Source organism: Psychrobacillus sp. Z16_25 (assembly GCF_056856695.1).
On the sequence record NZ_JBXEOV010000002.1, the window covers coordinates 285,312 to 305,428 of the forward strand.

Sequence of the window (20,117 nt, forward strand, 5' to 3'; positions counted from 1 at the left end):
TTACCCTCCCGATATGATGAGCTTAAAAAAATTCATATAATCCTTCTTCAAAATATGAAAACTCTTCGTTTGACATTCGTTTCGCTTCATACCCCAAATAAAAAGCATCCAAAAGAACAGGATCAGACAAGAATGCTCTAATCCCAAGTGCAACATCATAGCGTGGGTCTCCATAAGTACAGCCCGATAAATCAATTAAGCTACTAACTACTCCTTCACAAACAAGTACATTGTCGATTGTGCAATCTCCGTGAATGATTGTTTGTGGAATTGGGCTCGGTTTTTCCCTTTCAACTTATCAAGCAGTAACTGATCTCCATCGACTTCAAAGTTAGCCAAGTTATAAGTGGCAGCAGCAAGTTGATCTTCAAGCCAGTTACGGGATAAATCCCAGCTCTTGGGTGGCTCAGTATGATGAAGTCGCTTCATTAATTGTCCAAATGACCGAGCTAGCTTAGACTTTTCCTCTACCGATGTACTTTCCAATAACGCCTGTCGAAGAGGGACTCCATATATTCTACTCATTAGTAAATAGCTATTATCCTCTTCCTCTATAAACCCATAATAGATAGGAGTGGGCAAATTTGTCTCTTCATTTAACACTCTTAACACTTCTGATTCCTTTCGCAACCAATTCCGATAAAGCGCATCACTTGCACGTTTGCATACGAATTCTCCTAGAGTTGACGTAAAAAAAGTAACTTCCGAAGTTGCACCTTGTTTTCTAGGGTAGCTAAAACTATGTATAGTTCCTATACGTTCTTGGAACAATACAGGAATATTCTTTTTATTATATATATTCACTCAAATCCCCCTCTCCTACATTATCCAACTTTTAGCAGACAGAAACAATAGATGTTTGTTTTTGATATAGAAAAATAGGGTATGGTCGAGTGACAAGAACGCTCACAAATTGGAAATGGAGGCTGACTATGTCCACTAGGAAATGGATTTACCTTATCGGAATTGTTATCTTGTTGACTGGCTGCTCAAACTCTCCTGTTAGCATGGCAGAGGATGAAGCAGAATTCACTTTAGAAAATATTGTTACAGACAACAAAAACTTGTTAAATGAAAGAGCACAAGTAGAGGAAGCGTTTAAAACGATTAAATCGTTAAAAAAATTTAGCTTTATCACTCCGGATGATTATTTAGAAAAAGCATCTTTTATTTATTTCCCAGAAGAAAACCATTTGGAGTTCTATGAATCCTACAGTATTGAAGGAATATACAATACCATTGATTTAAGAACAAAGACTCGATACGACTCCAAGAAGGACTATGAGTTTAAACGAGATTCGTTAAACAATATACGCTCAGTGGTCCATCCAGAACTGTTAATTGAAATAGGTAAGTTTAAAGAGGAGGATTTTAGTATGATGCTTGCCAAGGAGCAGGATAACATTTTATATGAAAGCACATACTCCCACAAAGACTTTACCAATGATTTAATGGACCAAGTAGCTCATTCCTTAAAAAATGAGCAGGATGGTGTTTATGATTTATATTTTGACCGTATCTTAATTGATTATAGTAAAGTGAAATTTCCTAAGTTAGCCCCTAAACGAATTAACATACGTTCTATCTCCTCTTCTTTTAGTGAAGTAAGCGGCTATAGCTTAGAGCTAACCTATACGACTCCAGACGATATAGAATTTATCTATACCATTCGGGATACAGAGCAGATAGAGGATCAATATCAGAAACAAGTAGTAGAGCTGGTTAAGGATATAGAAGTGACTCAATATTTTAATGAGTATAATGACGGCTTCCATGTTTATATGTGGACCGATGGCATTCATTTTTACGAATTAAAAAACAGCTTACAAACTAGCCCTACAGAAAAGGAGCATATATACAACATAATCGAGTCCTCTCTAACTGATCGTCGAGAGTTCAGTGACCCCTCGGTATTTAAACCGACAAATACCCAACCAACTCTAACGAGTGAGGACCAAGAGATACGTGATAAAATAAAAATGTTTAGTAAATAAAGTGAAACTTTGATTGGTGGGGGTTTTCTTTTATCCTCCACCAATCATTAGTTGAACCAATCGGGCTTTTAGGGACAGTTGATCTCCCACTTAGCTGTCTCATTTCTTTTGCCATCTTGAAGTGGGAGTCTTACTATCCCTTGATGCGGGGTAAAGTGAAACTTTGATTGGTGGTGGGGTATCTCTCATCCCCCCACCAATCATTAGTTGAACCAATCGGGCTTTTAGGGACAGTTGATCTCCCACTTAGCTGTCTATTTCTTTTGCTATCTTGAAATGGGAGTCTTACTGTCCCTTAATGCGGGGTAAAGTGAAACTTTGATTGGTGGGGGTTTTCTTTTATTCTCCACCAATCATTAGTTGAACCAATCGGGCTTTTAGGGACAGTTGAGCTCCCACGTAGCTGTCTCATTTCTTTTGCCTTCTTGAAGTGGGAGTTTACTGTCCCTTAATGCGGGGTAAATTTACTAGCAAGCTTACTATATTGTATAATGGAAAGTAACATACTATCCAAATGCTATCTAGGGTTCCGCAATTCTATTGGTCTGGACCGAGAGAAAGCTCACAGCTATCATGCTGTGTCACGGAGGGATAAAAGCCCGGGAGAAACTGACAATACAGTTTTCTCTCTGGGCTTTTTTGTTTATCAATTTGGAAAGGTGGCGTCAAACGATGAAGAAAGAATGGATAAAGGTGGTTATAGCAGCATGCTTTGAGGTACTATGGGTCATCGGCTTAAAGCATGCAGATAACATTTGGAGCTGGAGCGGCACTATCCTTTCCATCGCAGTCAGCTTCTATCTTCTGATAGCAGCAGGGAGAAGACTTCCCGTAGGAACGGTATATGCAGTATTTGTCGGGTTAGGAACAGCGGGCACCGTTCTATCTGAAAGCTTAGTCTTCGGGGAGCCATTGCAACCTGAAAAAATATTGCTGATTCTAGTTTTATTAATCGGAGTGATAGGCTTGAAGATTGTCACGGAAGATAAAGAACAAAAGGAGGAAAGTTAGATGGCGTGGTTCGCGTTATTAATAGCAGGTATATGTGAGATGTTTGGAGTTGCAATGATTAATAAGCTTAATAAGGAAAGAAAATGGCAATCTCTTGTTTTATTAGTATTGAGTTTTGGAGCAAGCTTTTTACTTCTGGCGTATTCCATGAAGACATTGCCAATGGGAACAGCATATGCAATCTGGACTGGGATAGGTGCTTCTGGAGGAGCTATTTTAAGCATGATTTTTTATAAGGAAGCAAAGGATTGGAGACGTCTTTTCTTTATAGGTCTTGTTCTCGCTTCCGCAATCGGCTTGAAGCTAGTTTCTTGATAGTAACTAAAAAATCCTGCAGGTAGGATATCTTTCCAAGCTGCAGGATTAGTTTTACTAGAAAATAATGCGCATTTTAATACCTTCCTCGTGCTCCAAAGCAAAAAAACTATCGAGTTTCATCTCGATAGTTCATTTTCAACTAATGGTACTAGTTTTCTGGGAATAGAAATATAACCATGCTTCTAAAATACCTGCTGCACAATTTTTAGACGCACGAAAAATCATCTTATGATTTGGCACCTCTAATAGCTCAGGCTGTGCATTCGCCACAATGACAGACGGATAGCCTAGCGTAAGCATTTCTTGATCGTTACCTGAATCACCTGCAATTAAGATGGAAGCATCCGGAGTAACATAGTGATCAATTATATATTGAATAGCGGAACCCTTTCCGCTACCCTTTGGTAATATATCTAAATCTCTTCCTGAACTAAATATTAATTTGTGAGACAAGCCTTTATCGTTGAGTTGTTGTTTGATGGAAGGTATAACTTCTTCATTGGACACATAGAAGGATACCCTGCAATCTGTTGGAAGTGTTTGTGGAGATATACTAGGATACTGTAAGATGAGTTGCTTTATAGCATTTGGCTCCCAATCCTCATTCATTTTTTGGGTCCACTCTTTATCCTCCTCAAGCTGTGGACCTTTGTATATCCTTGTACCAACATCCGTAATTAGGAATGCTGGAGTAGGCAAGCCTTCCGCCTTCATTAGCTCAAGGGCAGAATCACGATGCCTGCCAGTAACATATACGATTGTCACCTCATCTGGGAGCGTCTTATAGTATTCTAGTAAATCTAGTAAACCTTGCTTGTCCCCGACAAGGGTTCCATCAAGATCTGTGAATAGTACTTGCGAAATCATTTTCATGTAGCAATTCCTCGTATGTTTTATCCATATTTTGTGCAATTGATGTCCAATTAAATAATCTCTTTGCTCTTACTGCCGCTTCTCTACCTAAACGTCTAGCAAGTAGGTTATCATTCACTAATGTAGAGATAGCTTCTGATAACTCCTCAGGATTCTTCGGTTCCACTGTGAGCCCCGTCTCGCCATCAGCTACTACATCCTTTAATCCACCAACAGCTGAAGCAATAACTGGAGTACCGCATGCCTGTGCTTCTGCAGCTACCATACCAAAGGATTCATAATAGGAAGGCACAATAACCGACGTTGCTTTTTGGAATAAACCACTCAGTCCATCTTGAGATTGAGGACCAATAAAGCGAACTGAATCCTCCACCCCTTCAATTTGTTTACGCAAGGCTGGATTTTTAGGCAATCCACTTTCCAAATCAATTTCCTCTTTATTACCACCTGCTAAAATCAAATCAACTTCCAGGTCCGGTGATTCTGTCTTCAGCTTTTTATAGGCTTCTAACAATGTATGAATGCCTTTCGTTTCTTCTAATCTACCCGCATAAACGAGCAAGGGCTTTTCGGTATTTTTTTTCTTAGGTGCTTGTTGGAATTGTTCGGCTACCCCAATAGAAACAACTTCCACATTTACTTCTTTACCAGCAAAATCTAAGATAATATTTTTCTCTGTTTCCGTAGTCGCAATTACCTTGTCTGCAGATTTTAACACTGCTTTTTCTGCCTCTAAACGATTTTCTTCCACTTTTCCAGTAGCCATCTTCTTTGCTATTCCAAGAGAATGTGATGTGTGAACTAACGGAATACCGTATTCTCTTTGTATTCTCATCCCAAGTAGCCCTGACATCCAGTAATGAGAATGAATTACATCATATCTGTGTAATGGTAATGTCTTTTCTAGCTCTTTATAAAAAGCGGGAAGTAAGTGGTATATCTCTGCTTTCGGCACATATCCTTTATGTCCAGCAGCTATGCGGAATACTCTTGATAATTTCCCTATTTTCTCCACCCTTGGGGCATCTGGGTTACACCAATGAGTAACCACATCCACAGCAATACCTCTTCTTCCAAGAGCCAGTGCCAGTTCTTTTACGTAATTGTTTTGACCTCCAGCTTGTTTTCCACCTAACTTTTCAAGTGGGTCACCGTGCTCTGAAATAAATAGGATTCTTTTCCACATATTTAGCCTCTCCCCTCTTAAAATAGCTCTTACTATTACGTACCCGAGAGAGGAAAGACCTAAACGTTACATTTTCATTACAATTCATTTTGGTCGATGCACCTATTCATAAAGATATTAAAAAGACTTTAGACCTAAATATAAAATTTATCATAATATTTTTTTGAAATAATTATATTTTTTGTCGAAGAGCGAAGTTTTCATCACTACACTCAAAATGAATAAGATTTTAATAATAAGTTCAGCGCTTCAAAGAATCATTATATGCCATTTGTATTCATAAGCACTATTCTCCATCCATCTGGGTCTTCGATTGTAAATCCGTTTACAGCCCAGTATGGATTTTCTGGCTCTGTACATTCATATCCCATTTGACGTAAGTGAGCGATTTTTATCTGAATCTGATCCAAATTAGGCATATAAAATACGAGAAGATTATCTTTACTAGGCGGAGGAAAAAATACTTTCTCCTTATACTCCGTAAATTCTAAATGGTAGTGAGAATTAGGTAATCCTATCATGATTCCTGAATAACCATCATGGTCCTTAAACCTATCGATAATAGTTAATCCTAATCCATCCACGTAAAATGAAACAATCTCTTTTAATTGATTAGTCGGACGTGCAAATCGTACCTGAACTGTATCCATGCCGGCTGGCCATTTATCCATAAAAAGACACCTACCTTTTTCTAAATATTACAAAGAAAAAAGGTAAGTGTCTCTACAACAAATGGATGATATAAAAGTACTCCATACTAAATATGCTTTACCGGAACAATCGGTTGAGGAGCTTTTTACCTTCCTCATGGGTAATCACTTTCTTGTGAATGCCTTTCAAGATAGCTTTCCAGCTTGCTAAGATGACTATGTAAAGATGGCCCTCATTTGCAAAATCCTTTATGATCTCCTCAAAATGATGATTCCGCTCATAAGGCTTCTCTTCACTAAGCAATAAACAGAGGTCTTTTTGTACTGCAAAATTAAGTGCAGTGATAAGGGCGGCCTTTAAAGCCTCTTCCTTATCATCAAATAATGATGCTGCTCCCTCCATTCGATCGATTATCCTCTGCTCCATCTCGGTCCTTATCAACTCATATAAGTTCGCTTTAGAGCCGAAATGATGGTAGATTGCTCCTGTTGTTACCTCAGCCTCCCTTGCAAGCTCTACGATATTCGTTTGTTCGTATCCGTTTTGACTAAATTGACTGATGGCAACTTGAATAATTTTATCTTTGGTTGTACCTGGTATCGGAATCCAATTTTTCATAGAACAAGGATAGCATATTTTTTTACATACGTAAATAAATTATGATTGACATAAACGGTTTATGTAATACATAATTAATTGACTGAAAATTTAAAGTAGGAGGAATAAAAGATGAAATTAGCATTTATAGATTACCCAGTAAAGGATTTAAAAAAATCTATCGCATTTTACAGAGATATCTTGGGCTTGGAAGAGGCCTGGAGAGAAGGAGACCATACAGTGGCCTTCAAGCTACCAGGAAGTGATGTTCAGCTGATGATTGAAAATGACGAATATGGAACTGAACCAGGAGCAGTATTCCTAGTGGATAGTGTTGATCAGTTCTTTGAAGAACGCAAGGAGCAATTACAGTTTGTAAAGGAGCCCGTAGATATACCACCTGGTCGCTATGCAATTTTTCAAGATGCAGATGGCAATTTAATCAGAATACTGGACTTTACAAATGAATAGACCAGATAAACAAATTATAGCAATGGGTGGCGGAGGATTTTCCATGGAGCCAGACAACCCTTTGCTAGATCAATATATACTTGGATTGGTAAAAAAGAAGCTGCCAAAAATATGTTTTGTTCCTACTGCAAGTGGAGATCAGGACAATTACATAGAGCGCTTTTATCGTTTTTTTCGCCAGCAGCCCTGTACTCCAACCCATCTTTCCCTGTTCGATGCAAACTTTGAAAACTTAGAGGAGTTTATTATGGAGCAGGATATTATCTATGTAGGGGGTGGCAGCACACGTAACATGCTGGTCCTCTGGAAAGAATGGGGCCTTGATAACATCCTGGAGAAAGCTTATCACGCTGGAATTATCCTAGCAGGCTTAAGTGCAGGAGCTATCTGCTGGTTCGAGGAGGGAGTTACTAATCCAAAGAATGGAGAGCTTTATCCAATTAATGGACTTGGTTTTCTATCTGGGAGTGTTTGTCCGCATTACGATGGTGAAAATGAAAGAAGACCAGCCTTTCACAAGCTAATAAGTGATCAAACAATTGGGAATGGCTATGGGATTCAAGATAGTGCAGCGCTTCATTTTGTGAACGGCACGCTTTATAAGATCATCTGCTCTAAAGAACAGAAAACGGCATATTTAGTCAAGAAAGAGTCGGATTTTGTAATAGAAATACCTTTAAACATGGTATTTTTAGGCGATATATAGCGAAAAGTTTTTATTATTTCTTGCATGAACTGACAAACTTCTTAAAAAAAGTATTTTATACTAGGAAAGTTGCTTCTATTTCTTTCACTTTACTGACTTTATTCGAAGCTAAATTTCATGTATGGAGGAACTTTTGGTGAAACAAAGCGTAATGTACAAATCTCTTCTTACAGAGATAGGGATCAAACAACAAGACATGTATAAAAAGGCTAACGACCTTGGATTATCGCATCCTGCTGTCGTAGCCTGTAGTCAAGAGCTTGACAGATTATTAAACAAATACCAGCAAAGAGCAAGCTAATAAATTTACATGTCAAATTAGGTTCTTTTGTATAAAAGAACCTAAAGAGTGTCGATAAAGCAAAGTCGCTGGTACCGACACTCTCATACATAATTTCGGTTTTTCTTCGCTTGTAAAAATGGGCTTAGTAGTCTGCTCATTTCCTGTTGAAAGGCCAGCAGTCCATTCTTATTTATGCAGCTATCCTTCCCCTCATATATTGCTAATGCCTCTTTTATCGTTTGACTATGTGAAGGAAATGCTGATATCCCCCATTTGCCACCTGCCCTCTTTCCGATAATAGATCCATCACATAAGTACTTATATACCCGCAACAAATTCAGCACATAGTAATTCGGATTTTCCTCTATCCTATGTAAGCCATCTTGAAAATCATGGAGAAGTGCATCTACGTAATCCTCTCGTGGAATCAAAGGAAATATCGACTCTATTTCTGGCCCCTCTAATACGATTCCAGCATGTTTTACAACTGTTAAGTGAGCTGCCAAATCAGGATCTTTCTGTACAGGGATATCCTGATACGTTTTATTGCCTTCGTAAAATGCTCTCCAGTATTCACTAAAATGATAGGTAAACGATGATGGATGCGTCCAGCTAGTTAGATGGTTCACCGAAAGGATACTTACTTCAATTGGAAATGTTTTTGTAGAGCGTAGAAGAAAAAGCTTAGTGATATTTTCTTTTACTTGCTTGCTTGATTCATCTTGAACAACAATTAGCAAATCCAGGTCACTAGAGTTAAGCTGAAACCCACCTAAAGCGAGAGAGCCATGTATATAGGCTCCCACATACTGACTCCCTATCTTATCTTTCACTTCCTTGTTTAATTCGTACACTTGTTTTCGAAAAGACTTAGGCAGGTCGTTCCAATAAAAACTCATATACTCCTCCTTATTTTTTAGTGAAAAAGCTTTTTCCTAAGGTTTCCACTGTCTTTGGCATGACTGCATATAGCCTACTCGTTATGCTCATATAGAAAGGGATATCTACTTCTCTTTTTGGTTTTTCTATCACTTTCACGATTGCTCGCACTACTTGTTCCGGCTGCAAGAGATGGCTCTTCATTCTGTTTCGATAGGTAGAGGTTTGATCTGCCAAATCTAAGAATGGCGTGTCAATCGGACCTGGATTAATAGTAGAAACAAAAATGCCATGCTCCTTAAGCTCCATCCGCGCTGCATTTGCAAAGCCCAATATCGCATGCTTGGTAGCAGCATAGACAGAGGCCTTTGGGGTTGCTACCTTACCGGCTTGCGATGCGATGAAAATTAAGTGTCCCCTACCCTTATCCTTCATTTTTTCCGCAAAATACTTAGATAATTTGATAGGAACAGACACATTAATCTGTAGCATATCATCTATTTTGCTTTCAGGCAGATCGGTTAGATATGCAAAGGTTCCGACGCCCGCATTTAGGACAACTGTATCTGGCACACCAACTCTTCCAAAGAGCTCCTCATAGGATTCAACAGATGCTAAATCAGCTTGTATTGTTTGGATTCCTTGCTCTTGGAGGTTCACTAACACTTCTCTGTTTCTACCAGTAGCCCAAACCTCATGCCCCTCTTGCTTTAGTCTCTGTACTAATAACAAACCAACGCCACTAGTGGCACCAGTCACTAAGATTTTTTTAGCATACTTCATAATAAAGGATACCTCTTTCATCTCGACGTTCACGTATAAGCTGCTCATCCATTAAAAAATCCAGCTGGCCAATGGTTTCCGATAGCGTAAGGCCCAGCTCCTTTTCATAAACCTTTGGAAAAAGCTGCTGGGTAAGCTGATAAATCGTTTTCTCTCCTTCTTTCACCATTTCTAACACCTTCAAAGCTCTCTCCCTTTGTCGCTCTAATCGGTAGGAAATGAGACTAGAAACCCCTTCTACTTCGTCTCCATGGCCAGCATACACCTTTCGAACATCCAATAGCTGAACCTTTTTCAAGGAGGCGTTGTATTGAAGCATAGATTTCGGTCTTGGCGCGCCTATAGGAAGTGGTGGTTCAATTAATGGATTAGAGGATATTTTATCTAAAATATGATCTCCTCCTATGAGAACTCCTTCTTTTTCATTCCATAAGGAAATATGACTTTGCGCATGTCCTAAAGTTTCTATCACCTTATAACCAGGTAGCCCAGGCACAGAATCATTTTCCTTTAAAAAACTATCTAGCTTTCTATTGCCTATAAAATGGATGGGCCTTCTCATCTTCTTCACCCAATTCAGATATTCGGTGGGTACCCCTTCCTCTAGCAAGCATTTGGTATAAAAATCATCATGATATTGAAAAAATGCTTCCTCTTTTTCCAGCCAAACTTGGTTATAGCTATGACCAAAAAGCTTTGCTTTTGGAAAATAATCGACTAAACCAGCGTGATCTGGATGATGGTGCGTCAGTATTACCTGCTCCACATCACTTATTTGATAGCCAACCTCTTCTATTCCTTTTTGAAGAGCCAGCAAAGCCTCCTCTGTCTTTGTACCCGTATCCACTAATGTTAGAGAGTCACCCTTCATCAAATAAGCGTTTACATCTCCAACTGCAAAAGGGGTAGGTAATGTAATTTTATGTATCATCGAAAAACTCCTTACGATATGAATGACTATTCATTTTATTGTACCTTTTTTTATGGAGACAGTCACTAACTAGTATTGACTTTTCTATCTCAGTTCTCTATAATTTCATTAATCAAAAAATTTAAGCCAAGACGAAGACTAGTATACAACTTGATGGAGAAAAGAGAGTGAAATGACCCGCTGAAAGTTTCACCTCCCGCTCATTTGTAGAACCTGCTTCTGAGCTACTATGAAAACATAGTCGTGACTTCGCGATAAGGAGACAAGAGATGTACTGGTTATTCCAGTAAATGTAGGTGGTACCGCGGAAGTAGACGCTTTCGTCCTTATAGATGAGGATGATAGCGTCTTTTTATGTTCAAATAGAAAAGGAGGAATTGGCTTGAGAAGGATTGTTTTTGTGGGAGCAGGCTCTATGGCAGAGGCAATAATCAAGGGAATACTGAAGGAAAAAAAGATAGCTCCCAAAGATATGTTTGTGATGAATCGATCTGATGTTGATCAGCTGAACAAATTAAAACAAACGTATCAAATACAGATTGTTTGCCCTAAAAGGATAGCCCTCAAAGAGGCTGACTTGGTCGTACTAGCAGTCAAACCAAAGGACGTGAACAGTGCTTGTCAGGAAATCAAACCTTTCCTCTCTCAGAGTGCAGCTATCATATCTGTCGTTGCTGGTGTGTCTATTCAGACACTTTCCTCTCTTTTAGGAGATAGACCAGTTGCAAGAGTGATGCCAAACACCTCCGCTTCTGTAGGCTTGAGTGCTTCTGCTATCTGTTGGAACAAGCTGGTGACTGGTGATCAACAGCAGCTAATCACAGACCTTCTACAAGCAATTGGCACCGTAGAGCTTGTTGAAGAAGAGGATATGCACATAGTAACAGCGCTATCCGGAAGTGGGCCTGCCTACTTATATTATTTTGCAGAACAATTTGAAAAGGCAGCAGTGCAGCATGACCTTCACCCTAAAATTGCACGGGATCTATTCATCCAAACGATGGAGGGAGCTGTGGAAATGCTGAAAAATGGAGAAGCGGAGCCTAAGGAGCTGAGAAAAAGAGTTACCAGCCCAGGAGGTACAACAGAAGCTGGAATTGAACAGCTTATTCAATATAAAGTTGATGAAGCTATCTTTGCTTGTATTGATGCTGCCCAAAACAAATCGAGAATTCTTGGTAAACAATATGATAAATAGAAAGTGTGGTTGAACAAATGGATAATTCGTATGCAGTTGGTTGGGGTACTCTTATGCTGATCAATGCAGGAATAGCACAGGGTAAAAACAGAAGTGGATTAAATTGGTTTCTCATATCCCTGTTTTTAGGTCCTTTTGCTACATTTTTGCTAGTAATTCTTGAAAAAAAGTAACAAAAAAACTCGGTAGCCGAAAGTTTTCGACACCGAGTTTTACACTTAGTAAAAGTGGCTTTACGAGTTATTTTGTTTTATGAGCGTTTGATCCTTCCATTCAAATTGCTGAAAATCCTCTGCTAAAAATATAGGAAACGGATAATGCTGTACCTGTGCAAGTATTTCTTTTATGTCCTGAGGAAGGAAGCGTGCACTGATATGATTAATAATTAAATTTTTTGCCTCTGCTTCTTTACAAACATTGGCAGCATCTATAATGGTGGAATGTCCATATTGCCCCGCTAGCTCGGAGGTCGTTCGATCAAATGTTCCCTCGTGAATAACAATGTCAGCACCTCGACTAAGCTTTATCGAATTTTCACTATACTTCGTATCTCCCAGTACAGTTACCTGAAAGCCAGGCTTTTCCTCACCTGTTACATCCTTACTTCGAATCACACGACCATCCTCTAACTCTATATCATTTCCCGCCTTCAGTTCCCGTAAAAGCGGACCCCTCGGTACTCCCAAGGCATCTGTTTTTTCAATTAATAACTCTGGAGGAAGAGGCTTTTGCGTTACTTTATATCCGAAGCACGGGATAACATGCTCTAAAAGCAAGGATTCTACGATAAAAGAAGAATCCTCAAAGACAACCCCTTCCTCTATCTCTTCAATATGTAAAGGATATTTCAGATGAGTTTGAGATATATCCAATGATAGATCAAGCCAACTCTTTAATCCTTTCGGTCCATAAATAGTGAGTGGCTCCTCCCCTCCTAAAAAAGAACGAGATCCTATTAATCCAGGCAGCCCATAAATATGATCACCATGTAAATGTGTGATAAATATCTTCTCTAATTTTCTTGGCTTTAAGGTCGTATGAAGAATCTGATGCTGGGTTGCTTCCCCACAATCAAACAACCAGAAAGTTCCTCTCTCCTCTAAAAGCTTCATCGCTAGTGAAGAGGTATTTCTATGCTTAGAGGGCATCCCAGCCCCTGTCCCTAAAAATTCTAACTCCATTTACCCTACATCCAATCTGTATGTCACATATATATTTATAAGTGTAGAACAAAATCCCTCTGCTTTCCACTTCTTTCATCGCTTCTTCTCTAAATACTCCTTTTAGAGCAATAGGTTTCTTCTTTCAAGAATTTATTAGTCAAAATCAATTTCTAGTAGGAAATACTATTGGTTCGGAGCAGGTGACAGGCAAGACAGCACAACCACGCGCGTAAGAGTTGGGTGCTGGCTTGCCTAGGGGAGGGAAAACTAAGAACGTCACATCCTGTGACAACGTTTTCCTGACCAACATCCTGTTGGCCTCCACTCCAAGCGTCCGACGCAGCGAAGAACCGAAGGCTTCAAAATAAGAAAGCACTCATGATTCATATCCTTAGATAGAATCACAAGTGCTAATCTTTCTATTTTCCCTGCCCCTTTCCACTTAAAAGAAAGGTTTTGTTAACTTCTACAATTAGTGAATATCTCGTTTCTTGAAGCTTCCACCACGTACCTCTGCAACATCTGTAATTACCACAAACGCACTTGGATCAAAATGCTTTACAATAGACAATAGCTTATTCTCTTCCATTCTCGTAATCACACAAGTAACAATATCCATCGTCTCATTCGAGAAACCACCTCGACCTTGAGAATAGGTAACTCCACGCCCTAGACGATCTTGAATAGCTGATCCGATTTCTTCCGAATGCTTGCTAATAATACGTACAGATTTCGATCTTTCTAGACCAACCTGAACAACATCTATCACTACTTTTGCAATGTAGTAGGTTGTTGCCGAATAAAGGGCACTCTCTAAGCCATAAATAAAGCCTGCTCCTATAAAGATAAAAGCATTAATAAATAGAATAACATCTCCAACGGAAAAAGGAATTTTACGTGATATTAATACCGCTAAAACTTCTGCGCCATCTAGGGCACCACCATTACGTAAAACTATCCCGATCCCTAATCCTAATAGCACCCCACCAGAGAGAACAACCAGTAGCGGATCATTTGCGCTTAAGATTGGATTAATATGATGCATAAGAGTTGTCGAGATGGACAAAGCCCCAATCCCAATCACACTCAAAATCGCAAAAGTTTTCCCAACTTGCTTATATCCCAAATAAACAAAAGGAATGTTTAAGACAAATAGTAATATACCAAGTGGAATATCAAATAAGTAATTCCCCATAATACTAACACCAGTTACTCCACCATCGATGACAGCGTTAGGGATAAGCACTGCTTCAAGTGCATAACCCGCTAACGCTGCCCCTATAACGATTGGGATAATTCTTCGAACTAATTCTAAAACTTTATTTTCTTTCATCACAATACTCCTATTCCTATTATTTGGATATATTTACTGAAATTGTTACCAATTCTTTTTAACGAACAATAAAACTAAACATATCCAAGGTTATTCCTTATCATGATCATCTAAAAAGTCTTTGCTAAAGCTTGTTTTCGATTCCATGGAAGGCTTCTTTTTTAATTTAATACCTCTTTTAATAGTTTCCTTTCCATACTTACTTTGAAGCTGCTCGACTAGCTTTAATATCGGCTCTTCCTGTGCATGCTCCTCGTAGTTAAAAATAGAAAGCTGTTCAACTGTTTCTTCTAAATCCACCACATTATTGACCGTTACTCCTAACAGACGAATAGGCTCACTATTCCAAGCAGACAAGAACAGTTGCTTTGCTAAATTAAAAATATCTTCCGTTTTGTACAAATTACTTTGTACTGTCTTACTTTTTGTTTTATTGTTCCAATTACTATCTCTAATTTGAACAGTAAGTGATTTTCCTGCTAAGCTTTTTGCCTCTAGTCTTTCTGCTACTTTTTGAGAAAGCCTTTTTAATACTCTTTCTAATTCATCCTGATTTGTTTCATCAAAGGGAAGGGTGGTGGAATTCCCTACACTTTTTGTATCATAGATAGATTCAGGATCAACAGGTCTTTCGTCGTTTCCCTTTGCTCTTTCAGAAAGCCGTATACCATTCTTACTGAGTTTATTCTTTAGAAGCTCGGGAGTTGCATGAGCCAGTTCCCCAATAGTATAAATTCCAAGCTCGTTTAATCTTTGAGCTGTACTCTCACCAATTCCATGCATCTCTATAACCTTTTTAGGCCACAGCTTTTCTGGTAGCTCTCTTTTCCGCAAAACCGTGATTCCCATCGGCTTCTTCATATCGGAAGCTGTTTTTGCCAAAAACTTATTTGGGGCTATCCCGATAGAACAAGGTAAATCTAGCTCTCGCAAAATTCTTCTTTGAATAGATTCCGCCAGCTCGATCGCCTGGTTACCAGAAATTTGTGTAACATCCATATAGCCTTCGTCAATGGAGACTGGTTCAACTAGTGGAGTATAAGAACGAAGAATATCGAACATCGCTTTAGAGGCAGCTCGATATTTTGAGAAATCAGGTGGGAGAAGAATCAAATCTGGACACTTACGTTTGGCTTCCCAAACAGACATAGTGGTATATATTCCTTTAGCCCTTGCCTCATAAGAGCAGGTAACCAATATACCCCTTCGTTGCTTGGGATCTCCAGCAATAGCTATAGCCTTTCCTTTTAGAGATGGATTGTGAGCTTGCTCGACAGAAGCATAAAAGCTATTCATATCAACATGAAAAATAATTCTACTTGTCCGCTTCATCCCATCACCTCATTGAAAAGAAGGCAGCCTTATAGCTACCTTCTCCAAATTTGGAAAGTTAACCTATTGTTTACTCTTTTCCTCTTCTAAATAAGCTTGAATCTCTTTAATTCCATCCAATGATCTTACTAAAATACTCGGGTCTACAACTGTAATCATCCGATTTTCTAGATTGGCTATACTGGTGAAATACTGGGTCTTTGAGTAATTCATTAAACCCATTTGTTTCAGATTCTCATGAGGTATGTCTAATATTTCTTTTGCTTCTCTTACTAGGATACCATAACTTAGGTCTTTCGTAAGCATTGTAACGATTCGAGCATTCTCATTTTTCAAGCCACTGCGGTTGTATAGTATTTGCTCAAAATCCAGGATTGGCATAAGCTCTCCTCTTATTTTCATTAATCCAATTAAATACTCAGGCATATGAGGAATTGGATTAATATGATCAATTTTTTCAATGGATACTACGTGCTCTACTCCTACAGCATAATCTTCATTGCCACATTGAAAGACAACTACTTTTTCACTAGACATAGCGACCCTCCGTTCCTTATTCTGCAGCTACCTTTATAATTTCTACCAATAGATCAGCCAATTTTTGTAGCTCTGCCACAGGCATACGCTCGTTCGTTGTGTGAATTTCTTCATAGCCCACTGAAAGGATAACTGTTGGAATCCCAAAGCCTGCAATCACATTCGCATCGCTGCCTCCACCACTAGTTTTAATATCTGGAGTTCTTCCAATTCGCTCTACTGCTTTTTTGGCTACTTCTACTACTTGATGGTCTTCTTCAAAACGGAAGCCTGGATACATAAGCTGTGTTTCCGTTTTTGCTTTTCCTCCTAGCTTTTCTGCAACTTCAGAAAAGGTGTTAACCATATGCTCAACCTGCTGATCTAACTTATTCTTATCTATCGAACGAGCCTCTGATAGTATGTGAACTGTATCACAGACGATATTTGTGGCCTGTCCACCCTCAAATCTACCGATATTTGCCGTTGTTTCTTCATCAATTCTACCAAGCTTCATAGCTGAAATAGCTTTTGCAGCGAGAGTTATCGCAGAAATACCTTTTTCTGGCGCTACTCCAGCATGTGCTGTCTTTCCTGTAATGGTAGTCCATAATTTGGCTTGAAAAGGAGCTGCATTTACAATTCCACCAACTTCTCCGTCACTATCAATTGCATAGCCATACTTTGCAGTAAGTAGAGAAGGGTCTAATTCCTTTGCTCCTACTAGTCCGCTTTCTTCACCGACTGTAATCACTGCTTGAATGTCTCCGTGCTCAATTCCTTCTTCTTTTATTCGTCTAATTGCTTCGAAGAATGCGGCAATTCCAGCCTTGTCGTCAGCTCCGAGTATAGTTGTTCCATCAGAATAGATGTAGCCATCTTCTTTTATAACTGGTTTAATACCTTTGCCTGGAACAACTGTGTCCATATGCGTGGTAAAGTATATGGCATCTTTATCCTGCTTCGTTCCCTTTAAAGTTCCAATGATATTTCCAGCTCCATGACCCGTTTTTGCTGCGGAATCATCCTGAAGGACGGAAAAGCCAAGATTTTTTAGCTTATCCATTAGTACAGGAGCTATTTTGTCTTCATGCTTTGTTTCAGAATCTATTTGTACTAACTCTATAAATTCTTTTACTAAACGATCCATTTAGGATAACTCCTTTTTATAATGGGATGTTCCCATGTTTTTTCTTTGGTCTTTCTTCTTTTTTATTTCTCATCATTTCTAACGCTTGAATCAGTTTAATCCTTGTTTCCCTTGGATCAATGACATCATCGACCATTCCCATTGACGCTGCAACATATGGATTCGCAAACTTTTCACGATACTCCTCTATTTTCTCTGCTCTTGTTTTTTCAGGATTCTCACTTCCAGCTATCTCACGAGCGAAAATAATGTTAGCTGCTCCTTGAGGACCCATTACAGCTATTTCCGCATTTGGCCAAGAAAATACAAGATCAGCACCAATTGATTTAGAGTTAAGTGCTACATAGGCCCCGCCGTATGCCTTACGTAGAATTACTGTCATCTTAGGTACCGTAGCTTCAGAATATGCATAGAGAATTTTCGCACCATGTCGGATTATTCCACCATGCTCCTGCTTAATGCCTGGGAAGAAACCTGTCACATCCTCAAATGTGATAAGAGGGATGTTAAATGAATCACAGAAGCGAATAAATCTAGCTGCCTTGTCGGAAGAGTCAATGTCTAATCCGCCAGCCATCACTTTTGGCTGATTACATACCAAGCCAACTACTTCTCCTTTGATACGCGCTAATCCAACCACAATGTTTTTAGCAAATTCCTTATGAACTTCTAGAAAAGACCCTTGATCTACTACTTGATTAATAACATTGCGAATATCATATGGTCTAATTGCCTCAAATGGGACAATATCTGCTAAATCTGGACGGTAGTCGTCCTCCACATCAACTGAAGCAACTGGTGGCTTCTCTTCTGCGTTCTGCGGAAGATAGCTTAAAAGCTCACGAACACTTGCAAGCACTTCTTCTTCTGTTTTGCCTCGGAAATGGGCATTACCACTAATCGTATTATGTACTTTTGATCCACCTAGATCCTCAGATGAAATTTTTTCACCAGTTACAGTTTCAATAACCTTTGGACCTGTGATAAACATTTGACTTGTCTCATCTGTCATAAAAACAAAATCCGTAATTGCAGGGGAATAAACAGCTCCTCCTGCGCATGGTCCTAGAATAACAGAAATTTGCGGGATAACTCCAGAATAAATTGCATTGCGGTAGAAAATTTGTCCGTATCCATCTAAAGATACTACCCCTTCTTGGATACGTGCCCCACCTGAATCATTTAATCCGACAAATGGCGCCCCATTTTTTGCAGCAAGGTCCATTACATTGGATATTTTTAGAGCGTGCATTTCTCCAAGCGCACCACCGAAAACGGTAAAATCTTGTGAGAATAAATAAATAGGTCTCCCATTTACTTTACCATAACCAGTTACAACACCATCTCCAGGACCCTCTTGCTTGTTCATGCCAAAGTCCGTGGTACGATGCTGGATAAATGGATTTAGTTCCACAAAGGTTCCTTCATCCACAAGTAACTCGATTCTCTCACGGGCAGTAAGTTTTCCCTTTTCATGCTGCTTTTCAATTCGAGCATCTCCACCACCAAGCTCAATCTTACGCTTACGATCATATAAATCATTAATTTTTTCGTAGATATCCATTGTTATTTTGCCCCCTTCGATTTGTCACATAACTCGTATAACACACCACCAGAAGATTTAGGATGGATAAAAGCAACTTGTGCTCCACCAGCACCGATCTTTGGTATTTCTTGAATGAGGCGTACTCCCTTGTTTTTCAGCTCATCTAGTCTCTCCTGAATCCCTGTCACGCCAAAGGCAATATGATGGATTCCTTCACCTTTTTTTTCTAAAAAGGAGTGGATGGTACTTGTTTCATCCATTGGCTGTAAAAGTTCTAGCTTTATATTTCCGCTATCGATAAAGGCAACTCTTACTTTCTCAGAAACTACTTCTTCAATATGTATAAGTGAAAGCCCTAACACATCTGTGTAATATGGAAGACTTGCTTCAATACTTTTTACTGCTATTCCAATATGATCTACTTTGTCCATTTTTTCCACTTCCTTATTTGTTAGATTATTCACTACTCTATTGTACATATTTCAAAAAGAAATCTCCACCTCTTGTAGTTTTTTTCGTTTTTGATAAAATAGAGTTACAATCAGGAGGAGAGAATTTTCATGCGCAATCAAACATTTCGTAAAATCGTAATCTATATGATGATTCTAGTAATGGTCATGTCGACACTATTATTCGGTTTAAGCTTTATTCTCTAATTAAAAAGACAGCGGGAGCAAATTGCTTCCGCTGTTTCTTTTTATCCATTTCAGCATTTCTCATGCCAAAGGATGCTCTTAAACCTCATCACAATATTCTTCAAATAAAGCCTGTAAGTGATTAATAACAGAGGTAGGCGCATGTCCTTCTATTTCATGACGTCCGATTTCCGCAACAGCTTGGCCATCCTTTAATAACACAAAAGATGGTGATGATGGTAAGTGATCATCTCCAAATAAGTTACGAGCTTGCTGAGTAGCTAACTTATCTTGGCCTGCGAACACCGTTACTAAATGATCAGGTCTCTTATCATAATGTACAGCGTTAGCAGCAGCTGGACGAGCAATTCCGCCTGCACATCCACATACAGAGTTAATCATTACAAGTGTAGTACCAGGACGAGCAAATGCTGCGTCAACCTCTTCTGGAGTTGTAAGCTGCTCGTAGCCGCTCGCTTCCATTTCATTTCTTGCTTGTATAATCATATCGTTCATGAGTAAGTTAAAATCCATATTCATTAAAAACACTCCTTTTCCAGT

25 protein-coding genes, 1 riboswitch and 1 other annotated feature are annotated in these 20,117 nt (G+C 39.1%); of the genes, 8 read left to right on the forward strand and 17 right to left on the reverse strand.

The features are described from left to right. Window positions 1–22: 22 nt before the first annotated feature. Together AC1VU3_RS04125 and AC1VU3_RS04130 are read right to left on the reverse strand one after the other, a co-directional pair. Window positions 23–271 carry a phosphotransferase family protein gene (locus tag AC1VU3_RS04125; RefSeq protein WP_482982909.1) on the reverse strand — a complete coding sequence of 83 codons (249 nt, stop codon included), beginning with the start codon at window positions 269–271 and terminating at the stop codon, window positions 23–25. Further along, on the reverse strand, window positions 208–804 hold the full coding sequence (locus AC1VU3_RS04130) for a phosphotransferase (RefSeq protein ID WP_482982855.1): 597 nt from the start codon (window positions 802–804) through the stop codon (window positions 208–210). The genes AC1VU3_RS04125 and AC1VU3_RS04130 overlap by 64 nt, the downstream gene beginning before the upstream one ends. A 128-nt stretch (window positions 805–932) precedes the next feature. On the opposite strand from AC1VU3_RS04130, the gene AC1VU3_RS04135 reads away from it, so the two are divergent. From AC1VU3_RS04135 to AC1VU3_RS04145, 3 genes are all read left to right on the forward strand, one after another. After that, window positions 933–1,994: a hypothetical protein gene (locus AC1VU3_RS04135; protein ID WP_482982856.1), complete on the forward strand. Its 1,062-nt coding sequence runs from the start codon at window positions 933–935 to the stop codon at window positions 1,992–1,994. Between the two features lie 510 nt (window positions 1,995–2,504). Beyond that, window positions 2,505–2,602, forward strand: a riboswitch (guanidine-I (ykkC/yxkD leader). Between the two features lie 64 nt (window positions 2,603–2,666). After that, window positions 2,667–3,005 (forward strand): DMT family transporter, encoded by a 339-nt coding sequence (locus tag AC1VU3_RS04140; protein ID WP_480388034.1) that lies wholly within the window; start codon window positions 2,667–2,669, stop codon window positions 3,003–3,005. After that, complete coding sequence (locus tag AC1VU3_RS04145) at window positions 3,006–3,320, forward strand: DMT family transporter (RefSeq protein WP_482982857.1); 315 nt, start codon at window positions 3,006–3,008, stop codon at window positions 3,318–3,320. It abuts the gene before it with no gap. Between the two features lie 138 nt (window positions 3,321–3,458). On the opposite strand, the gene AC1VU3_RS04150 is transcribed toward AC1VU3_RS04145, so the two are convergent. The 4 genes from AC1VU3_RS04150 to AC1VU3_RS04165 form a co-directional block, all read right to left on the reverse strand. Then, window positions 3,459–4,196 carry an HAD-IIB family hydrolase gene (locus AC1VU3_RS04150; RefSeq protein ID WP_480388035.1) on the reverse strand — a complete coding sequence of 246 codons (738 nt, stop codon included), beginning with the start codon at window positions 4,194–4,196 and terminating at the stop codon, window positions 3,459–3,461. Further along, window positions 4,159–5,382 carry a glycosyltransferase gene (locus tag AC1VU3_RS04155; RefSeq protein ID WP_480388036.1) on the reverse strand — a complete coding sequence of 408 codons (1,224 nt, stop codon included), beginning with the start codon at window positions 5,380–5,382 and terminating at the stop codon, window positions 4,159–4,161. Before AC1VU3_RS04155 ends, AC1VU3_RS04150 begins: the two co-directional genes overlap by 38 nt. Window positions 5,383–5,642: 260 nt before the next feature. Then, window positions 5,643–6,053 (reverse strand): VOC family protein, encoded by a 411-nt coding sequence (locus AC1VU3_RS04160; RefSeq protein ID WP_480388037.1) that lies wholly within the window; start codon window positions 6,051–6,053, stop codon window positions 5,643–5,645. Window positions 6,054–6,150: 97 nt separating this feature from the next. Further along, window positions 6,151–6,651 carry a TetR/AcrR family transcriptional regulator gene (locus AC1VU3_RS04165; RefSeq protein ID WP_480388038.1) on the reverse strand — a complete coding sequence of 167 codons (501 nt, stop codon included), beginning with the start codon at window positions 6,649–6,651 and terminating at the stop codon, window positions 6,151–6,153. 111 nt (window positions 6,652–6,762) lie between these two features. Between AC1VU3_RS04165 and AC1VU3_RS04170 the strand changes: the two genes are divergently transcribed. From AC1VU3_RS04170 to AC1VU3_RS04180, 3 genes are all read left to right on the forward strand, one after another. Next, the gene (locus tag AC1VU3_RS04170) at window positions 6,763–7,101 is read left to right on the forward strand and encodes a VOC family protein (protein WP_482982858.1); all 339 of its coding nucleotides are present in this window, start codon (window positions 6,763–6,765) and stop codon (window positions 7,099–7,101) included. After that, window positions 7,094–7,807: a Type 1 glutamine amidotransferase-like domain-containing protein gene (locus AC1VU3_RS04175; RefSeq protein ID WP_480388040.1), complete on the forward strand. Its 714-nt coding sequence runs from the start codon at window positions 7,094–7,096 to the stop codon at window positions 7,805–7,807. Before AC1VU3_RS04170 ends, AC1VU3_RS04175 begins: the two co-directional genes overlap by 8 nt. 151 nt (window positions 7,808–7,958) lie before the next feature. Beyond that, entirely contained in the window at window positions 7,959–8,108 is a 150-nt protein-coding gene (locus AC1VU3_RS04180; protein WP_480388113.1) for a Spo0E family sporulation regulatory protein-aspartic acid phosphatase, read from the forward strand. An 83-nt stretch (window positions 8,109–8,191) separates the two neighbouring features. Here AC1VU3_RS04180 and AC1VU3_RS04185 read toward each other — a convergent pair whose 3' ends face one another. From AC1VU3_RS04185 to AC1VU3_RS04195, 3 genes are read right to left on the reverse strand one after another with little or no spacing between them, the layout of a single operon-like run. Beyond that, window positions 8,192–8,989 carry an aminoglycoside adenylyltransferase domain-containing protein gene (locus AC1VU3_RS04185; RefSeq protein ID WP_482982859.1) on the reverse strand — a complete coding sequence of 266 codons (798 nt, stop codon included), beginning with the start codon at window positions 8,987–8,989 and terminating at the stop codon, window positions 8,192–8,194. A 10-nt stretch (window positions 8,990–8,999) separates the two neighbouring features. Further along, window positions 9,000–9,752, reverse strand: coding sequence for an SDR family NAD(P)-dependent oxidoreductase (locus AC1VU3_RS04190; RefSeq protein WP_482982860.1), 753 nt, complete (start codon window positions 9,750–9,752; stop codon window positions 9,000–9,002). Beyond that, window positions 9,739–10,683 (reverse strand): MBL fold metallo-hydrolase, encoded by a 945-nt coding sequence (locus AC1VU3_RS04195; RefSeq protein ID WP_482982861.1) that lies wholly within the window; start codon window positions 10,681–10,683, stop codon window positions 9,739–9,741. Before AC1VU3_RS04195 ends, AC1VU3_RS04190 begins: the two co-directional genes overlap by 14 nt. 119 nt (window positions 10,684–10,802) lie before the next feature. Further along, window positions 10,803–11,014 (forward strand) — a binding site (T-box leader). A gap of 51 nt (window positions 11,015–11,065) precedes the next feature. Here AC1VU3_RS04195 and proC point away from each other — a divergent pair. Continuing rightward, window positions 11,066–11,881 (forward strand): pyrroline-5-carboxylate reductase, encoded by an 816-nt coding sequence (gene proC / locus AC1VU3_RS04200; RefSeq protein ID WP_482982862.1) that lies wholly within the window; start codon window positions 11,066–11,068, stop codon window positions 11,879–11,881. A 233-nt stretch (window positions 11,882–12,114) separates the two neighbouring features. Here proC and rnz read toward each other — a convergent pair whose 3' ends face one another. From rnz to mce, 7 genes are all read right to left on the reverse strand, one after another. Then, entirely contained in the window at window positions 12,115–13,062 is a 948-nt protein-coding gene (gene rnz, locus AC1VU3_RS04205; RefSeq protein ID WP_480388045.1) for a ribonuclease Z, read from the reverse strand. Between the two features lie 454 nt (window positions 13,063–13,516). Beyond that, entirely contained in the window at window positions 13,517–14,377 is an 861-nt protein-coding gene (locus AC1VU3_RS04210) for a YitT family protein (protein ID WP_480388046.1), read from the reverse strand. A 90-nt stretch (window positions 14,378–14,467) separates the two neighbouring features. Next, on the reverse strand, window positions 14,468–15,709 hold the full coding sequence (locus AC1VU3_RS04215; protein WP_482982863.1) for a DNA polymerase IV: 1,242 nt from the start codon (window positions 15,707–15,709) through the stop codon (window positions 14,468–14,470). 63 nt (window positions 15,710–15,772) lie between these two features. After that, window positions 15,773–16,246, reverse strand: coding sequence for a chemotaxis protein CheW (locus AC1VU3_RS04220; protein ID WP_480388048.1), 474 nt, complete (start codon window positions 16,244–16,246; stop codon window positions 15,773–15,775). 16 nt (window positions 16,247–16,262) lie between these two features. Beyond that, window positions 16,263–17,375 (reverse strand): M20/M25/M40 family metallo-hydrolase, encoded by a 1,113-nt coding sequence (locus AC1VU3_RS04225; protein WP_482982864.1) that lies wholly within the window; start codon window positions 17,373–17,375, stop codon window positions 16,263–16,265. Between the two features lie 16 nt (window positions 17,376–17,391). After that, the gene (locus AC1VU3_RS04230; RefSeq protein ID WP_482982865.1) at window positions 17,392–18,939 is read right to left on the reverse strand and encodes an acyl-CoA carboxylase subunit beta; all 1,548 of its coding nucleotides are present in this window, start codon (window positions 18,937–18,939) and stop codon (window positions 17,392–17,394) included. 2 nt (window positions 18,940–18,941) lie between these two features. Next, complete coding sequence (mce, locus tag AC1VU3_RS04235) at window positions 18,942–19,352, reverse strand: methylmalonyl-CoA epimerase (protein ID WP_480388051.1); 411 nt, start codon at window positions 19,350–19,352, stop codon at window positions 18,942–18,944. Between the two features lie 129 nt (window positions 19,353–19,481). On the opposite strand from mce, the gene prli42 reads away from it, so the two are divergent. Continuing rightward, a complete protein-coding gene (gene prli42 / locus AC1VU3_RS04240; protein ID WP_480388052.1) occupies window positions 19,482–19,577 on the forward strand; it encodes a stressosome-associated protein Prli42 in 96 nt (31 codons plus the stop codon). Window positions 19,578–19,655: 78 nt separating this feature from the next. On the opposite strand, the gene AC1VU3_RS04245 is transcribed toward prli42, so the two are convergent. Then, window positions 19,656–20,096: a BrxA/BrxB family bacilliredoxin gene (locus AC1VU3_RS04245; RefSeq protein WP_480388053.1), complete on the reverse strand. Its 441-nt coding sequence runs from the start codon at window positions 20,094–20,096 to the stop codon at window positions 19,656–19,658. Window positions 20,097–20,117 lie beyond the last annotated feature (21 nt).